Raw genomic sequence first — 15,206 nt, 5'->3', positions numbered from 1 at the left:
AAAGATCGGGCAACCCGGATGCAGGCCTGGGACGATTTGGTCAAGTGATTTCTGGTAAGCCAGTCAGGCACTCAGGTGTTGAACTTGAACAGCATGATGTCGCCGTCCTGGACGACATACTCCTTGCCTTCGTCGCGCGCCTTGCCGGCTTCCTTGGCCGCCACTTCGCCGCCCAGCGTGACGAAGTCGTTGTAGGAGATCGTCTGGGCGCGGATGAAGCCGCGCTCGAAGTCGGTATGGATGACGCCGGCCGCCTGCGGCGCCTTATCGCCCTTGTGAATCGTCCAGGCGCGCGTCTCCTTCGGCCCGACGGTGAAATAGGTGATCAGATGCAGGAGCTCGTAGCCGGCGCGGATCACCTTGTTGAGGCCCGGCTCGTCGAGACCGATCGAGGCCAGGAACTCCATTTCCTCCTCGTCGGAAAGCTGAGCGACTTCCGCCTCGATCGCCGCCGAGATCACCACCGTGCCGGCGCCTTGCGCGGCCGCCATCTTCTCGACCGCCCTGGTGTGCTCGTTGCCGGTGGCGGCGTCCGCCTCGGCGACGTTGCAGACATAGAGCACGGGATGCGAGGTGAGGAGGTTCAGTCCCTGCAGGATGCGCAGATCCTCCGCCGCGATGCCGTTGAGCAGGACGCGCGTCGGCTTGCCGGCCTGCAGCAATTCGAGCGCGGCCTCCATCATCGGCAGCACGGCCATGGCTTCCTTGTCCTTGCCGGCGGCGCGCTTGCGGATCTGGGCGATGCGGCGCTCGAGGCTTTCGAGGTCTGCAAGCATCAGCTCGGTCTCGACCGTCTCGGCGTCGGCGACAGGATCGATGCGGCCCTCGACATGGGTGATGTCGTCATCCTCGAAGCAGCGCAGCACATGCACGATGGCGTCAACCTCGCGGATGTTGGCGAGGAACTGGTTGCCAAGCCCTTCGCCCTTGGAGGCGCCGCGCACCAGGCCGGCAATATCGACGAAGGAGATGCGGGTCGGGATGATCTCCTTCGACTTGCCGATCGCCGCGATCTTCTGCAGGCGCGGGTCGGGCACCGCCACCTCGCCGGTGTTCGGCTCGATGGTGCAGAAAGGATAGTTGGCGGCCTGCGCGGCGGCCGTCCTGGTCAGCGCGTTGAACAGCGTCGACTTGCCGACGTTGGGCAAGCCAACGATGCCACATTTGAAACCCATGTTCGTCCAATCCTGTCGGAAATTCGATTTTGGTGAGGGCTATGGGCGATAGGGGTGACGAACGTCAAGCCCCATGCCTTTATCGTGACAGGGCCTAGTCCTTGCCAAAGAGCTTCTTCAGCATGGCAGCCATCGGGCCGCTTTCTGGAAGCTTTGCCGCCGGCTGCTGCGGGCGCGCCTGGCGGACATGGCTTTGCTGCTTCGGCGCCTTGGGCGGCGGGCGGTCGTCGTCGCCGGTCGGCACAAGCTTGTCGCGCAAGGCGAGCGTGACCCGGTTCATGAACGAGCTGTCGTCGCCCTTGGCGAGCAGCGCGGCATGGTCGGCGATTGCGTCCAGCAGGACATCGAGCCACTCGCGGTCCGCCTTGGCGAAATCGCCAAGCACATGGCCGTGCACCATCTCCTTGACGCCCGGATGGCCGACGCCGATGCGCACCCGGCGATAGGCGTTGCCGACATGCTGGTCGAGCGAGCGGATGCCGTTATGGCCGCCCGAGCCGCCGCCAATCTTGATCCTGAGCTTGCCGGCGGCAAGGTCGATCTCGTCGTAGAAGACGGTGAGCGCAGCCGGTTCGAGCTTGTAGAAGCGCAGCGCTTCGCCGACCGACTGTCCGGAGAGGTTCATGAAGGTCTGCGGCTTGATCAGCAGGATTTTTTCGCCGTCGAGCGTGCCTTCGCAGATCAGGCCCTGGAATTTTCTCGACCAGGGCGAAAAGGAATGGCGGCGGGCAATCGCGTCCGCCGCCATGAAGCCGACATTGTGCCGGTTGTTTTCGTATTTCGCGCCCGGATTGCCAAGGCCTGCAAAGACAAGCATCGCTGTCTCCGAGCGCTAGAGCATGATGCCGAAAAGTGTGAAGCGGGGTTCGGAAAACATCATGCTCTATTTCTTTGATTTAGAGCCGGATGAAATCATCCGGCTCGGAGAATTACTTCTCTTCGGCCGCCGGGGCCGCCGTCTCGGTCGCCGCCACCTCGGTGGTGACTTCCGCCTCCGGCTTCATCGCCGACGAGCCGGCAATGGTCGCGATGGTGAAGTCGCGATCGGAGATGACCGGCTTGACGCCGGCCGGCAACTTGACCGCCGAGATGTGGATCGAGTCGCCGATGTCGGTGCCGGTGAGGTCGATCGTGATGAATTCCGGGATCGCGTTGGCCGGGCAGTGGAACTCGACTTCGTGGCGAACGATGTTGAGCACGCCGCCGCGCTTGATGCCGGGCGACTTGTCCTCATTGATGAAGTGGACAGGCACGTCGACATTGACCTCGGTGTCCTTGCCGATGCGCAGGAAGTCGACATGGACAGGGAAATCCTTGACCGGGTCGAGCTGGAAATCCTTCGGCAGGACCTGGATCTTCTTGCCGTCGACATCGATCGTGGCGATCGTGGTCAGGAACCCGCCGCCGTGGATCTTGTAGAAGATGTCCTTGTAGTTCAGCGCAATCGCCAGGGGAGGCTGCTTGTCGCCGTAGATAACTGCAGGCACTTTACCGTTGCGGCGAACTGCACGGGCGGACCCCTTACCGACCTGTTCGCGCGCTTCGGCCTTGAGCTCGTAAGCATCGTGGCTCATGGCATTTCCTTTCGCGTGTTATGGAGCGCTCACGGCGGGCAAGCCCATCCGTAAACGTCGAAAGCCGTCGCGGCCTTGCACGATCTGTCCGATGCGTTTGGCGATCCAAATGCGTCTGGGGATCTGCGAGGCCTGGCCGGCCTTCCTCCGCGTTGCCTCCAAGGGTGTCTACGCGGGTGGCGGCTCTATAGCGGAAGGCGGCCGAGGGTGCAAGCGGCTGGGCTGGAAGCGGTTGGGCTGGAAGGCTTGCAGGGTGGTTTTCAGCGCCGAGCATAAACCGGCAACCCATTTGCGGCGAATGTAGGATCGCGCGGTTCTCAGCCGTCCTGCGGCATGCAACCAGACCCCGAGGGGACCAATATGAAACTCCTGTTCAGCCGCAATCCCAATCCTCGCCTCGCGGTCGCGACGGCGCGCTATCTCGAGGCCAAGATCGCGTTTGAGTTCGCATCGCCAATGGCGCCGGAGCAAGCCGAGCGCTACCGCCCGCTCAATCCCAATCTGACCCTGCCTATCCTGGTCGGTCCGGGGTGGAGCCTGTGGGAGGCCGACGCCATCGCCTGCCGGCTTTCGCGCGAGACGCGCTCGGATTTCTGGCGCAGCGGAGACGACGAGCCAGACATGATCCGCTGGATCAGCTGGGGCAAGGAACGGTTCGCCTTCGCTTGCGACATGGTGCATTTCGAGCGCGGCACCAAGCAGCGCTACGGGCTCGGTCCGATCGATCGGGCGCTGGTCGAGGAGGGGCTGAGGCAATTCCATAAGGCTGCGGCGGTCCTGGAGCCGGAGCTTTCCGCAAGGGATTGGCTGGTCGGCAATTCAATCTCCTATGCCGACTTCCGTATGGCGACGTTCCTGCCTTTCAACGATGCCGCCGGATTGCCGCTCGATGACTATCCGTCGATCCGTCGCTGGTATGGTCGGCTGGAAGCGATCGACGCCTGGCGCGATCCATTCCACGGACTGGAAGCGCCGCCGCTGCCGCCGGTCAAGATCGAGGCGTGACCCGCATACGCTGAACCTATCGAGGCGCCCGGGACGCAAACCGTCCGGTCGAAGTCCAATCTCGTTTTCAGTACATCTCAGCCGGGGTCGACCTCCAGGCTTTCGTTCAGCGCATCGCGCAACGCCTGGATTTGCCGGTTCAAGGTATCGAGTTCGGCCAATTTCATGCCTGAGCGCTCGATCAGGGTCTCGTTCAGGCAATTGCACCGGACGAGCAGAGCCCGTCCTCTGGGGGTCAGGTCGACCTGCACCTGACGCTCGTCGGTCTGGCTGCGCTGCCGGGTGACAAGGCCAGCCTGTTCTATTCGCTTCACCAGCGGGGTGATAGTGCTCGATTCCAGCGCGAGCCGATGCGCGATGCCGCCCACCGATATGCCGTCCGCCTCTCCCAGCGCGTTTAGCACGAGATATTGCGGATAGGTGATGCCCATCTCGTCCAGCATCGGCTTGTAGGTGCGGTTGATCGCCATGCTGGTGGCATAGAGCGTGAAGCAGAGCTGATTGTCCAACGGGAGAGGCACGGCGCATTCCTTTTGCCGACTGAGCATCTGTTGTGTACTACGAAAAATGATATCGCGATACATATTTCCATGGACGCGGTGCCCAATCTCCGTTATGGATATAATTATCGCGATATTGTTTATCGCGGTATCACAGAAGGAGATTGAGATGACCTCGCAAACCAAGTCAGGCTCGGGCAGCGGCACGATCACCATCAAGGACGGAACGCAGATCTTCTACAAGGATTGGGGCACGGGCCAGCCGGTCGTCTTCCACCATGGCTGGCCGCTGAGCAGTGACGACTGGGACGCCCAGATGCTGTTCTTCCTGTCAAAGGGTTACCGCGTCATCGCGCATGACCGGCGCGGCCATGGCCGTTCCAGCCAGACCGACACGGGCAATGAGATGGACACCTATGCCGCCGACGTGGCGGCGCTCGCCGCGCATCTCGACCTCAAGGACGCCATCCATGTCGGTCATTCGACGGGCGGCGGCGAGGTGGCGCGCTATGTCGCGCAATATGGCGGCGCAGGCCGCGTCGCCAAGGCCGTGCTGATCGGCGCAGTGCCGCCCATCATGTTGAAGACGCCGGCCAATCCCGGCGGCCTGCCGATCGAGGTGTTCGACGGTTTCCGCGCGGCGCTGGCGGCCAACCGCGCCCAGTTCTTCCACGACGTGCCGGCCGGACCGTTCTACGGCTTCAACCGTCCGGGCGCGCAGGTTTCCGAAGGCGTCATCGACAATTGGTGGCGCCAGGGCATGATGGGCGGCGCCAAGGCGCATTACGACTGCATCAAGGCCTTCTCGGAAACAGACTTCACCGAAGACCTGAAGAAGATCGACGTGCCGGTGCTGGTCATGCATGGCGACGACGACCAGATCGTGCCGATCGCGGACTCCGCGCTCATCTCGATCAAGCTGCTCAAGAAGGGCGAGCTCAAGATCTACAAGGGTTTCCCACACGGTATGGCGACGACCCATGCGGACGTAATCAACGCCGACCTCTTGGCCTTCTTCAAGGCCTAGAATCGTCCAGTTGGATAGACAAGGCACCCGCCATCAGGCGGGTGCCTTTGTACTTCCATCGACATGTCCGCGGGACAGTGCCTATCTGGCGAGAAAACCAGTGATCAGTTTGACGGTGGCGTCGGGGTTTTCCTCCATGATCCAATGACCGGAGTTGGGCACGATGCCGCCTGTGACATTGGTCGCGACAAGCCGCAAGATATCGGCCTGCGTGGTGCCGGCGGATTTTTCGCCGCCAACAGCCAGTACCGGCATGGTCAGTTTGCCGCCAGCGGCGAGCATCGCCTGGTCGTCGATCGCGTCCTGGTCAAAGGCCTTGAACTGCTCGAAAGCGTCATGCATCGCATGCGGGCGTGCATAGAGTTTGGCATAGTGCTTGCGCGTGGCCTCATCGATCTTCTTCGGGTCGGCCGACAGTTCGTTGTAGAAGCGGTCGAGATAGATGCGCTCGCGCCCCGCGACCAGCCGCTCCATATCCGGGCCACGGAAGTTGAAGTGCCAAAGCAGCGGGCTTTGCTTGATCTTTTCCCAGTCACCGATTCCGGGTAGCGGCGCATCGATGATGACCCATTTGGCGATGCGCTTGGGATATTGCGCAGCAAGCGCATAGCCGACCATGTTGCCGATGTCGTGCGTAACCAGATCTGCCTTGTCGATCTTCAATGCGTCCAACACGCCGGCGATGTCGACGGCCTGGTTCTTCTTGGTGTAGCCCGCTTCAGGGTGAGCGGACAGACCCATGCCGCGCAGGTCCGGCACGATGACGGTGTGGTCCTTTGCGAGCGCCGCCGCCGCCGCGCCCCACATGTCTCCGGTATCGGCAAAGCCGTGCAGCAGCACGACCGCGGGACCTTTGCCACCGACACGCACATAGAGGCTCGTGCCGTTGGTTTCGACCGACTGCGTCTTGAAACCCGGCGGAAAAGGAACGATGCGTGCCGTAGCCGGCAACGTTGCAAGAAGCACGCTCAACACGGCCAACACGATCTTGCGCATATCATTCTCCCGAGACATTGAGTTTCTGCGGCAGCGTCGCCCGCGCACGCGTTTCGAACACTAACAGGCTTTTCACCTGGCGTATGGGGAAGAATCGATAAGTGCGCGGCAGCTGCCACGCCTTTATTCGAGTCCTGAAGATCGGTGGTTTTTAACCGGCCGCCGCCTGCGCCTTCCTAGCTTCCTTCATGTTGGGCAGGAACACCGTCAGCAGACCGAGGAAGGGCAGGTACGAGCAGATCTGGTAGACGAAGTCGATGCCCTTCATGTCGGCGACGACGCCGAGCACCGCGGCGGCGATGCCGCCCACGCCGAAGGCGAAGCCGAAGAAGATGCCGGCGATCATGCCGACGCGACCCGGCACCAGCTCCTGCGCGAAGACGACGATGTTGGAGAAGGCCGACGAGAGGATCAGACCGATCAGCACGGTGAGCACCATCGTCCATTCCAGATTGGCGTAGGGCAGCGCCAGCGTGAAGGGCAGCACGCCGACGATCGAGAACCAGATCATCGCCTTCTGTCCATAGCGGTCGCCGAAGGGGCCGCCGAGCAGGATGCCCAGCGCCGAGGCGCCGAGGAACAGGAACAGCATCACCTGGCTCATCTGCACCGAAACGCCGAACTTATGCATGGCGTAGAAGGTGTAGTAGCTGGAGAGCGAGGCGATATAGGCGTTCTTGGTCAGCACCAGCAGCGTCAGCACGGCCAGCGCCCACATGACCTTCTTGCGCGCGAAGGGCGAGACATGGGTAGCCTGCTTGCGGGTGGCCATCGAGGCGCGCAGCCGGCTGTACCAGCCGCCGACCTGCCACAGCACGACGATACCGATCAGCGAGCCGACGGCGAACCAGGAAATGCTGGTCTGGCCGAACGGCACGACGATGAAGGCGGCGAGCAGCGGTCCCATGGCCTGGCCGAAATTGCCGCCTACCTGGAACAGCGACTGCGCCAGGCCGAACCGGCCGCCCGAGGCGAAGCGCGCGATGCGCGAGGATTCCGGATGGAAGATCGCCGAGCCGATGCCGATCAGCGAAGCGCCGATCAAAAGCAGCCAGTAATGGCCGGCATGAGCGAGCACCACCAGCCCGACCAGCGAGGAAGCCATGCCCCATGGCAAGGAGTATGGCATCGGCCTCTTGTCGGTGATCATGCCGATGACCGGCTGCAGCAGCGAAGCCGTCACCTGGAAGGTGAAGGTCAGAAGGCCGATCTGCCAGAAATCGAGACCGTAATTGTCCTTGAGCAGCGGATAGATCGCCGAAAGCAGCGACTGCATGATATCGTTGACGCAGTGGCAGAAGCTCACCGCAAGAATGACGGTGAAGGCCGTCGCTTGCGCCGAGATGTTGCTTGCCGGCGCCGGTGCGGCGACGGAGGTGGCGGTCGTATCAGTCAAGGCAATGCTCCGTAGTCTTTGTGCGGCGAACCGCAGCCGGCCTTATAAGCCCGTTGCCAAGCGACTTCTTTCGTGGTTTGGTCCAATAGTTTCGCAAGTGGGCCACATCCGATGCCGAATAGCCGGGAGATATTCAGAGGCGACGCCGCCGAGCTCGGCCGGCTACATGAAAGCCGCTGGCAATGGCTGGAACAGGCAGTCGGGCCGGCGGTCGCGCTGCCGACCGAATATCCGGATGGCTACCACGTGCCGCAGCACCGCCACAGCCGCAGCCAGCTGCTGCACGCGCTGGTCGGCGTGGTCCTGGTAACGACCAGGTACGGGCGCTGGATGGTGCCGCCCGACCATGCGATGTGGATACCAGCCGGCACCGAGCATTCGGTCGAGATGCTGGGCGACGTCTCGATGCGCTCGGTGTATGTCATGCCGGAAGCCATTGCCGGCCTGCCGAAAGGCTTGCGCGTCGTCGGCATCACCGAGCTGATGCACAGCCTGATCGTGGAATCGGAGAAGCTGCCGCAGGGCGGCGAGCTCGAAGGGCGGGCGGCACTTGTCATGGGACTACTGCTGCACGAGATCCCGAACCTGCCGGAACGGCCGCTCGGCTTGCCTTTCCCGTCCGAGCCGAAGCTCGCGGCGCTTTGCCGGCGCTTCGTGGCGGCCCCTTCACCGCATGCGACGATCGACGAATGGGCAGATGCGGCGGGCATGAGCCGGCGGTCGTTCACCCGCGCCTTTCATCGCCAGACCGGGCTGTCGCTCTCGACTTGGCGCCAGCAGGCCTGCCTGTTCGCGGCGCTGCCGAGGCTCGCCGACGGCGAGCCGATCACCAGGGTGGCGCTCGACCTCGGCTATGACAGCGTGCCGGCCTTCATCACCATGTTCAAGCGCATGCTCGGCGCCTCGCCGCGCGGCTATATGCGCGGCGCGCGCGATGCCGGTGAAAAGCCGCGCCGTACAGGTGGTCCGATCGCCGCGTGAGACAGCGCCCTCAGCATTCAGTTGATATGTCGGTTCTCAGTCTGATTCCGTTTGCCGAATACTGATTGCAAATTGCAATCTGTTATGCTTCCCATTGTGAGGAGGGCAAAATCGGAGGAACGCTGGTGGCAACGATCGTCTGTGCCATGCTGACATCGCTGGATGGCTACATTGCCGGGTCGAGCGGAGACATTGACCTGCCGTTTCCCGAAGAAGAATTGCACCGGCATTTCACCGACGAGATGAGGCGGACATCGATCGCGCTGTGCGGGCGCAAGATGTATGAAAGCATGCGCTTCTGGGACAGCCCGGAGCGGGAGATCGCGGCTGACGAAGTCGAGAGGGATTTTGCACGCGCGTGGCGGGAGACGCCGAAGGTGGTGTTTTCGACCACGCTTCAGGAGGTCGGGCCGGATGCCCGTCTGGTGAAGGGTGATGTCGAGGCGGTGGCAAGGTCGCTCAAGGCGGATACGGATGGCGAGATATCCGTCTCCGGCGCCGATCTTGCCGGGCAGCTTGCGCGTGCCGGTCTGATCGATGAGTATCGGCTTTACATGCATCCGGTCGTGCTGGGCGGCGGCAAGCCGCGGTCCGGCCTGTCGCTGGCCTTGAAGCCGCTCGGCACGAAGCGCCTTGCGCAAGGCGTCACGCTGCTGCGCTATGCGCCCGCTGCAGCCAGTTCTGATTAATCGAACAGGCTCGATACCGATTCCTCGGTCGCCGTGCGCGATATCGCTTCGCCCAGCAGGTCGGCGATCGAAATGACACGGATGTTCGGCGCATCGAGCACGCCCTGCGTCGGCTGAATGGAATCGGTGATCACCAGTTCCTGCAGCTTCGAGCTCGCGATACGGGCAACGGCGCCGCCGGAGAGCACGCCATGGGTGATGTAGGCGGTGACGGAGGTCGCGCCATTGGCCAGCAGCGCGTCGGCCGCGTTGCAAAGCGTGCCGCCGGAATCGACGATGTCGTCGATCAGGAGGCAATCCTTGCCGGCAACCGCGCCGATGATGTTCATGACTTCCGATTCACCGGGACGCTCGCGGCGCTTGTCGACGATGGCGAGCTGCGCATCGAACCGCTTGGCCAGCGCGCGCGCCCGCACCACGCCGCCGATGTCGGGCGACACGACCACGACATTGCCGAGCTGCTTGTATTTCGCCTTCACGTCGCGGGCCATCACCGGCACCGAGAACAGATTGTCGGTCGGGATGTCGAAGAAACCCTGGATTTGGCCGGCATGCAGGTCGAGCGTCAGCACCCGGTCGGCGCCGGCGCGGGTGATCATGTTGGCGACCAGCTTGGCCGAGATCGGCGTGCGGCCCGAGGCGCGGCGGTCCTGCCTTGCATAGCCGAAATAGGGGATGACCGCCGTGATGCGCCGCGCCGAAGAGCGCATGAAGGCGTCCATCATGATGAGCAGTTCCATCAGATGGTCGTTGGTCGGATAAGAGGTTGACTGCAGGATGAAGACATCCTCGCCGCGTACGTTTTCCTGGATCTCGACGAAGATTTCCTGGTCGGCGAAGCGCCTGACGCTGGCCTTCCCGAGCGGGACGTTGAGATAGCGAGCGACCGCCTCGGCCAGCACCCGGTTGGAATTGCCCGCGAAAAGCTTCATGCACCGTTCCTGGTGAAGGATGGAGAGGCCGAAGAGACTCTCATGCGCCTTTTATGCGGGCTTTTAGCGGCCCGCGCCGGTATTGCAAGCCTCGTTGTGGGGAATCCTTCCGGCGGCCGCAACAAACAGGGAAAAGATCGCAAGCCGGCAACAGTCTGGCCGGCAACAGTTTGGCCGGCAACAGCTCGGCCGGTCCGGTCAACCGGCGCCGCCGCTGCCGAGCCAGGCAGCGAACTGGTCGATCGTCTGGTCGGCGATGGCCTGCATGGTGGCGGGCGCAACGGTGGGCCAGCCCTCGCCGCTGCCGACGGCAGGCGCCTTCTGCTGGCCATTGATGCGGTGCAGGCGATTGCCGGATGGGTCGTAAATGTCCCAGACATAGATGACGGTCGTGTCCTTGCCCTCGGACATGGTTGAAAAATAGCCCTTCAGCACATGCGTCGCCGTCTGGTCCGTGCTGCCGACAAGCGTCAGGCCACGCTGTTTGGCACGGCTCTGCAGTTCCGCCGTCAACGGTGCCGCCGCGTCCACCGATGCACCGACGATCGGCGCCACCTGCAGCCGCGTCTTGGCGAGGGCGGCGGTTTGCGCCGGTGTTGCACGTGTCGTTGTGGTGGAAGGCGCGGGCGAAGGAGCAGGCGCGGTCGTGGTCGCAGATGTGGCCGGCGTCGATGTGCTTTGCGGGGTGGCCGAAGACTGGGCCGAGCTCGCCGGAGGGGTGATCGCCGAAGGTTCCAGGACGTCCTTGGCGTTGGTGCAGGCGCCAAGCGCCAACACCGCAAGCAATGACACGGTCGTCACCTGCGATCGTCTCATTTGCCTGAAAACTCCCTGTTGGCGAACGCCCCCGCGTGAACCAACCATTATGGATTCACTGCACGATCAAGTCGAGATCATGGCGCGACAGCGGCTTCGGCGCCGATTCCGTGGTGAGGTAGGTGCGGCCAAGGGTCATCGCCGTCTCGGTCTCGGAGTCCATGATGATCATATGCGCAAACAGCGTCATATTGGGTGCGATCGGCTCCGGATTGCCCTGGTAGAACATCGGCATGTCCATCCACGACGGCGTGAAACGGGCGCCGACCGAATAGCCGCAGGCGTTCAGCCGGTGCTTGGTCAGATTGTGCGCTTCGAGCGTGCGGGCATGCGCGTCGAAGACATCGCCGAAAGTGTTGCCCGGCGTCATCGCCTTTTCGACCGCGAGCAGGGCGGCACGCGAGGCGTCGAACAATTCCTGGTGACGTTTCGACACCTTTCCGGTCAGAACGGTGCGCATCATGGGGGCATGATAGTGATGGAAGACGCCGGCCCATTCGAGCGTCAGCTGGTCGTTCTTGGTGAGCTTGCGGCGGCCGGCCTTGTAGCGGCAGAGCAAGGCGTCGGCGCCGGAGGCGATGATATACTCATTGGCGGGATAGTCGCCGCCGCCGGCAAAGACCGCGCCCTGCATGGCGGCAAGGATGAGCCCTTCGTCGCCGCCTTGCTTGATGAGGGGCAGGGCGGCATCCAGCGCGTCGTCAGATAAATTGGCTGCCTTTTCCGCCTTGGCGATTTCGGCCGGGCTCTTGAACAGGCGCAGCCGGCCGACGATGCCGGAGGCATCGGCGATCTGGCCGAAGGTCTGCAACTGCTCGTCCAGGCGGCGGCCGTTATAGGCGGTCAGGCCATGGGTGTCGTATTCGACGCCGATGCGGGCGCCGAGCAGATCGAGGTCGTTGAGGAGGTTGCGCAGGTCGATCGCCGGGTTGGCGCCCTGACGATCGGTCCACAGCACGATGTTTTCGATGGTCGAGGTATGGCGCGCCTGCCTCAGATCGGCCGAACGGGTGAGCAGCACCATCGAGCCGTCGGCCTTCACCACCAGGCACTGGAAAAAGCAGAAGCCGAAGGTGTCGTAGCCGGTCAGCCAGTACATGCTCTCCTGCGCAAACAAAAGCACGGCGTCGAGCTTCTTCTCGGCCATCTCGATCAGCAGCCGGTCGCGCCGCGCGTCGAATTCCGAACGTTCGAAATGCAGCGCCATTACTCTTTCTCCAGAACGATTGCCGAAACCTGGCGCCCGTAATCCGCTTCCTTGCGGTGTGTGGTGCGCCGGTAGGAATAGAAAAGCTCTTCTTCCGCGTAAGTGCAGCGGCCAAGACCCTCGGCGGTCACGCCGGCCTTGCGCAGCCGGTCGACCGTATATTGGTTGAGATCGAACATCGAGTGGCCGGTCGTCTTCGACGGTGTGAAATAGCGGTGATTGCCGGCATCGGCCTCGACGAAGCGGACGGCGAATTCCGGCCCGACCTCGTAATTGTCAGGGCCGATCGAGGGGCCAAGCACGGCGACGATGCGACCGCGGTGAGCGCCGAGGCCCTCCATGGCAAGGATGGTGTTTTCGAGCACGCCGGTGAAGGCGCCCTTCCAGCCGGCATGGGCGGCACCGATGACGCGCGCCTCGGCATCGGCGAAGAGAACCGGCCCGCAATCGGCGGTCGAGGCGCCGATGGCAATGCCGGGACGGTCGGTGACGATGGCGTCGGCCTTCGGTCGAGGACCGGCGAAGGGCTCCCTGGCGACAACGACATCCGGCGAATGGACCTGGTGCGCGGTCAACAGATGATCCGCCGGCACGCCCATCCAGGCGGCAACGCGCCGCCGGTTCTCGGCGACCAGCGTCTGATCGTCGCTGGAGCCCGTGCCGATGTTGAGCCCCCGATAGATGCCGTCGGAGACGCCGCCAACGCGGGTGAAATAGCCGTGGCGCATGCCTGGCGCCTTTTCAAGCAGCGGCGAGCGTACTGGATCGGGTCTGGTCTGATTCAGCATGGTTGGGTTTGTCGTCCGTGCGGGGCGGTCTCGTCAAGGCGAAGTTGGGAGAACGAAGCGGACCAGACGGCGAGGCCGCGATCTCAGGCGGCTTTGCCCGCCGGCAGGACCTTCATGACCTTGAACAGCTCGCCCATCGCGTCGGGGCCGGCCAGGCGTTCGACCGCATCCGAGATGGCTTGACGTGTCTCGGGATCGGCATCAGCGCCAAGGGTGCCGGCGCGCTCGAGCAGGCCCATGCCGAGCAGGAACTCGCTTTGGGTCGACAATTGCACACCGAGACTGTGAGCGCGCGCCACGTCGGCAAGAGCGCCGAAATCGACATGCGCAGTGAGGTCGGCTTCGCCTGGATTGGCCAAAACGTCCTCGCGCAGGTGCCGGCGCAGCGCCTGGAGGGTATCGCCGATCCCGGGCTGGAGGTGGCCGTAGTCGATGAAGAGGCCGGCGCCGCCTTGGCCGGCAATGCGTTCGGCGATTTGCGCCATCAGCGCCGAACGGGCGGGCGCCACCTCGGCGACGGTGCCTTGCGGCGTATCGGCAGCGGCTCTCGGCAGCAGTGCCGGGTCGACGGATCCGGCACCGGCGAAGAAGTGCAGTTCATCGGCGCCGTCGAGGCCGACAACGCGCTCGCGCCAGCTTTCGCCCACATGGACGAACTGCCGGATCGGCACCGCGTCGAACAATTCGTTGCCGACGATGAAGAGCGGCTGCCGCGGCAGCGTGTCGATGGTCTGGTGCCACGCAAGGGACACGCTCTGGCCGGCAAGCGTCTGCTTCTGGATCTCAGCCAGGCGCGGGCTGGTCTCGATCATGGCAAAGCAGACGCCGGCCACGAGCGGCGGGTCGAGCCGCGACCAAGTGCGCAGCATGTCCTTCATCAAGGTGCCGCGGCCGGGACCGATTTCGGCGAAGGTCGCGGGCAACGGCCGGCCGGTACCCTGCCAGGCCTGGTAGAGCCAGACCGCGACGAGTTCGCCGAACATCTGGCTGATCTCGGGCGCGGTGATGAAGTCGCCGGCGGCGCCGAAGGGCTCGCGCGTCGTGTAATAGCCCTCATCGGGATCGAACAGGCAGAGCGCCATATATTCGCTGACCGGGATCGGCCCCGCCGCGCCGATCAGACCTTTGATGCGCTCCTTCAGCCGGGTCATGCCGCCCGCGGCTCGGCCGCCGGCTTTGCGGTGGCCATGGCCCAGATGCCGGCGAGCACCATCGGCGTGGACAGGATCATGCCCATGGTCAGCCAGTTGGTGCCAAGCAGATAGCCGAGCTGCTGGTCGGGCTCGCGGAAGAACTCGACGAAAATGCGCGACAGGCCGTAGCCGCAGATGAAGGCGCCGCCAACGAAGCGCGGCGTCTTCAGTTTCTGGCGCGAATGGGTGAGGAAGCGCAGCACCAGAAAGAGCACGAGGCCTTCGAGCAAGGCCTCGTAGAGCTGGCTGGGGTGGCGGGTGAACGGGCCGCCATTGGGGAATTCAATCGCCCAAGGCACGTCCGACGGCCGACCCCAAAGCTCCGAATTGATGAAGTTGGCGACACGCACCAGGCCGAGCCCGACAGGCACACCGGCCGACACCACATCGAACAACGTCCAGGTGGGGATGCGGCGTCTGAGCGAAAACAGCGTCATGGCGAGGATGACGCCGAGCAGGCCGCCATGGAACGACATGCCGCCCTGCCAGACGGCGAAGATGTCGAGCGGATGCGCAATATAGCGCGGCAGGTCGTAGAAGAGCACGTAGCCGGTGCGTCCGCCCAGCACCACACCGATCGCCGCCCAGACGATGAAGTCGTCGAGGTCCTCGGGCTTCATCGGCAGCTTGCCGTCCGGCCACAGGCGCGGGTTGGTGACGAGGCGCTTCGCGTACCACCAGCCAAAGAGGATGCCGACGATGTAGCCGACGCCGTACCAATGCACCGCCAGCGGCCCGATATGGACGATGACCGGATCGATGTTGGGGAAGGGCAGGGAGGCCAGCGGCAGCAGGAAATATTCGCTCAAAACGGGGTCCCCGGTGACGGTCACGATTGGGCGCGGACCATGCGGCAGGGTTTTGGCGGGGTCAAGGCAAGGCTACGCTTGCATTCGGCGCCGCGCCCCACTACGTCAAAACGATAAA

At 63.5% G+C, this 15,206-nt stretch carries 16 protein-coding genes; 4 read left to right on the top strand and 12 right to left on the bottom strand.

What is annotated here, in order from left to right:
- Positions 1 to 71 precede the first annotated feature (71 nt).
- From ychF to O7A05_RS02295, 3 genes are all read right to left on the bottom strand, one after another.
- A complete protein-coding gene (ychF, locus tag O7A05_RS02305; RefSeq protein WP_337091306.1) occupies positions 72 to 1,175 on the bottom strand; it encodes a redox-regulated ATPase YchF in 1,104 nt (367 codons plus the stop codon).
- A 94-nt stretch (positions 1,176 to 1,269) separates the two neighbouring features.
- On the bottom strand, positions 1,270 to 1,992 hold the full coding sequence (gene pth, locus O7A05_RS02300) for an aminoacyl-tRNA hydrolase (protein WP_337091305.1): 723 nt from the start codon (positions 1,990 to 1,992) through the stop codon (positions 1,270 to 1,272).
- Between the two features lie 112 nt (positions 1,993 to 2,104).
- The gene (locus tag O7A05_RS02295; RefSeq protein WP_337091304.1) at positions 2,105 to 2,749 is read right to left on the bottom strand and encodes a 50S ribosomal protein L25/general stress protein Ctc; all 645 of its coding nucleotides are present in this window, start codon (positions 2,747 to 2,749) and stop codon (positions 2,105 to 2,107) included.
- A 360-nt stretch (positions 2,750 to 3,109) separates the two neighbouring features.
- Here O7A05_RS02295 and O7A05_RS02290 point away from each other — a divergent pair, with 360 nt between their 5' ends.
- Positions 3,110 to 3,754, top strand: coding sequence for a glutathione S-transferase family protein (locus O7A05_RS02290; protein WP_337091303.1), 645 nt, complete (start codon positions 3,110 to 3,112; stop codon positions 3,752 to 3,754).
- A 77-nt stretch (positions 3,755 to 3,831) separates the two neighbouring features.
- Here the strand turns inward: O7A05_RS02290 and O7A05_RS02285 are convergent, their stop codons facing one another.
- On the bottom strand, positions 3,832 to 4,275 hold the full coding sequence (locus tag O7A05_RS02285) for a MarR family winged helix-turn-helix transcriptional regulator (protein ID WP_337091302.1): 444 nt from the start codon (positions 4,273 to 4,275) through the stop codon (positions 3,832 to 3,834).
- Between the two features lie 148 nt (positions 4,276 to 4,423).
- Between O7A05_RS02285 and O7A05_RS02280 the strand changes: the two genes are divergently transcribed.
- The gene (locus O7A05_RS02280; RefSeq protein ID WP_337091301.1) at positions 4,424 to 5,281 is read left to right on the top strand and encodes an alpha/beta fold hydrolase; all 858 of its coding nucleotides are present in this window, start codon (positions 4,424 to 4,426) and stop codon (positions 5,279 to 5,281) included.
- 81 nt (positions 5,282 to 5,362) lie between these two features.
- Here the strand turns inward: O7A05_RS02280 and O7A05_RS02275 are convergent, their stop codons facing one another.
- Positions 5,363 to 6,277: an alpha/beta fold hydrolase gene (locus O7A05_RS02275; protein WP_337091300.1), complete on the bottom strand. Its 915-nt coding sequence runs from the start codon at positions 6,275 to 6,277 to the stop codon at positions 5,363 to 5,365.
- A 151-nt stretch (positions 6,278 to 6,428) separates the two neighbouring features.
- Complete coding sequence (locus O7A05_RS02270) at positions 6,429 to 7,673, bottom strand: MFS transporter (protein WP_337091299.1); 1,245 nt, start codon at positions 7,671 to 7,673, stop codon at positions 6,429 to 6,431.
- 111 nt (positions 7,674 to 7,784) lie between these two features.
- On the opposite strand from O7A05_RS02270, the gene O7A05_RS02265 reads away from it, so the two are divergent.
- Together O7A05_RS02265 and O7A05_RS02260 are read left to right on the top strand one after the other, a co-directional pair.
- Positions 7,785 to 8,654, top strand: coding sequence for an AraC family transcriptional regulator (locus O7A05_RS02265; protein WP_337091297.1), 870 nt, complete (start codon positions 7,785 to 7,787; stop codon positions 8,652 to 8,654).
- A gap of 125 nt (positions 8,655 to 8,779) precedes the next feature.
- Entirely contained in the window at positions 8,780 to 9,343 is a 564-nt protein-coding gene (locus O7A05_RS02260) for a dihydrofolate reductase family protein (protein ID WP_337091296.1), read from the top strand.
- On the opposite strand, the gene O7A05_RS02255 is transcribed toward O7A05_RS02260, so the two are convergent.
- The 6 genes from O7A05_RS02255 to lgt form a co-directional block, all read right to left on the bottom strand.
- Positions 9,340 to 10,275 carry a ribose-phosphate pyrophosphokinase gene (locus tag O7A05_RS02255; RefSeq protein ID WP_337091295.1) on the bottom strand — a complete coding sequence of 312 codons (936 nt, stop codon included), beginning with the start codon at positions 10,273 to 10,275 and terminating at the stop codon, positions 9,340 to 9,342. The genes O7A05_RS02260 and O7A05_RS02255 overlap by 4 nt on opposite strands.
- A gap of 198 nt (positions 10,276 to 10,473) precedes the next feature.
- Positions 10,474 to 11,091, bottom strand: coding sequence for a hypothetical protein (locus tag O7A05_RS02250; RefSeq protein ID WP_337091294.1), 618 nt, complete (start codon positions 11,089 to 11,091; stop codon positions 10,474 to 10,476).
- Positions 11,092 to 11,146: 55 nt separating this feature from the next.
- Positions 11,147 to 12,298, bottom strand: coding sequence for a M24 family metallopeptidase (locus O7A05_RS02245; protein WP_337091293.1), 1,152 nt, complete (start codon positions 12,296 to 12,298; stop codon positions 11,147 to 11,149).
- On the bottom strand, positions 12,298 to 13,086 hold the full coding sequence (pgeF, locus tag O7A05_RS02240; protein ID WP_337091292.1) for a peptidoglycan editing factor PgeF: 789 nt from the start codon (positions 13,084 to 13,086) through the stop codon (positions 12,298 to 12,300). The genes O7A05_RS02245 and pgeF overlap by 1 nt, the downstream gene beginning before the upstream one ends.
- A gap of 83 nt (positions 13,087 to 13,169) precedes the next feature.
- On the bottom strand, positions 13,170 to 14,237 hold the full coding sequence (locus O7A05_RS02235; RefSeq protein ID WP_337091290.1) for a class I SAM-dependent methyltransferase: 1,068 nt from the start codon (positions 14,235 to 14,237) through the stop codon (positions 13,170 to 13,172).
- Positions 14,234 to 15,088, bottom strand: a complete 855-nt coding sequence (gene lgt, locus O7A05_RS02230) for a prolipoprotein diacylglyceryl transferase (RefSeq protein WP_337091289.1) — start codon at positions 15,086 to 15,088, stop codon at positions 14,234 to 14,236. The genes O7A05_RS02235 and lgt overlap by 4 nt, the downstream gene beginning before the upstream one ends.
- Positions 15,089 to 15,206: the final 118 nt, after the last annotated feature.

Origin of the sequence: Mesorhizobium argentiipisi (SeqCode) (genome assembly GCF_037179585.1) — a bacterium.
Lineage (GTDB): Bacteria > Pseudomonadota > Alphaproteobacteria > Rhizobiales > Rhizobiaceae > Mesorhizobium > Mesorhizobium argentiipisi.
Note: the sequence above shows the minus strand (reverse complement) of the source record. Positions and strands in the feature narration are given on the sequence as shown.

What these genes read in the sequence shown, in the direction of transcription:
- ychF (WP_337091306.1), bottom strand. Translation starts at nt 1,175, where the DNA reads ATGGGTTTCAAATGTGGCATCGTTGGCTTGCCCAACGTCGGCAAGTCG.
- pth (WP_337091305.1), bottom strand. Translation starts at nt 1,992, where the DNA reads ATGCTTGTCTTTGCAGGCCTTGGCAATCCGGGCGCGAAATACGAAAAC.
- O7A05_RS02295 (WP_337091304.1), bottom strand. Translation starts at nt 2,749, where the DNA reads ATGAGCCACGATGCTTACGAGCTCAAGGCCGAAGCGCGCGAACAGGTC.
- O7A05_RS02290 (WP_337091303.1), top strand. Translation starts at nt 3,110, where the DNA reads ATGAAACTCCTGTTCAGCCGCAATCCCAATCCTCGCCTCGCGGTCGCG.
- O7A05_RS02280 (WP_337091301.1), top strand. Translation starts at nt 4,424, where the DNA reads ATGACCTCGCAAACCAAGTCAGGCTCGGGCAGCGGCACGATCACCATC.
- O7A05_RS02275 (WP_337091300.1), bottom strand. Translation starts at nt 6,277, where the DNA reads ATGCGCAAGATCGTGTTGGCCGTGTTGAGCGTGCTTCTTGCAACGTTG.
- O7A05_RS02265 (WP_337091297.1), top strand. Translation starts at nt 7,785, where the DNA reads ATGCCGAATAGCCGGGAGATATTCAGAGGCGACGCCGCCGAGCTCGGC.
- O7A05_RS02255 (WP_337091295.1), bottom strand. Translation starts at nt 10,275, where the DNA reads ATGAAGCTTTTCGCGGGCAATTCCAACCGGGTGCTGGCCGAGGCGGTC.
- O7A05_RS02250 (WP_337091294.1), bottom strand. Translation starts at nt 11,091, where the DNA reads ATGAGACGATCGCAGGTGACGACCGTGTCATTGCTTGCGGTGTTGGCG.
- O7A05_RS02245 (WP_337091293.1), bottom strand. Translation starts at nt 12,298, where the DNA reads ATGGCGCTGCATTTCGAACGTTCGGAATTCGACGCGCGGCGCGACCGG.
- pgeF (WP_337091292.1), bottom strand. Translation starts at nt 13,086, where the DNA reads ATGCTGAATCAGACCAGACCCGATCCAGTACGCTCGCCGCTGCTTGAA.
- O7A05_RS02235 (WP_337091290.1), bottom strand. Translation starts at nt 14,237, where the DNA reads ATGACCCGGCTGAAGGAGCGCATCAAAGGTCTGATCGGCGCGGCGGGG.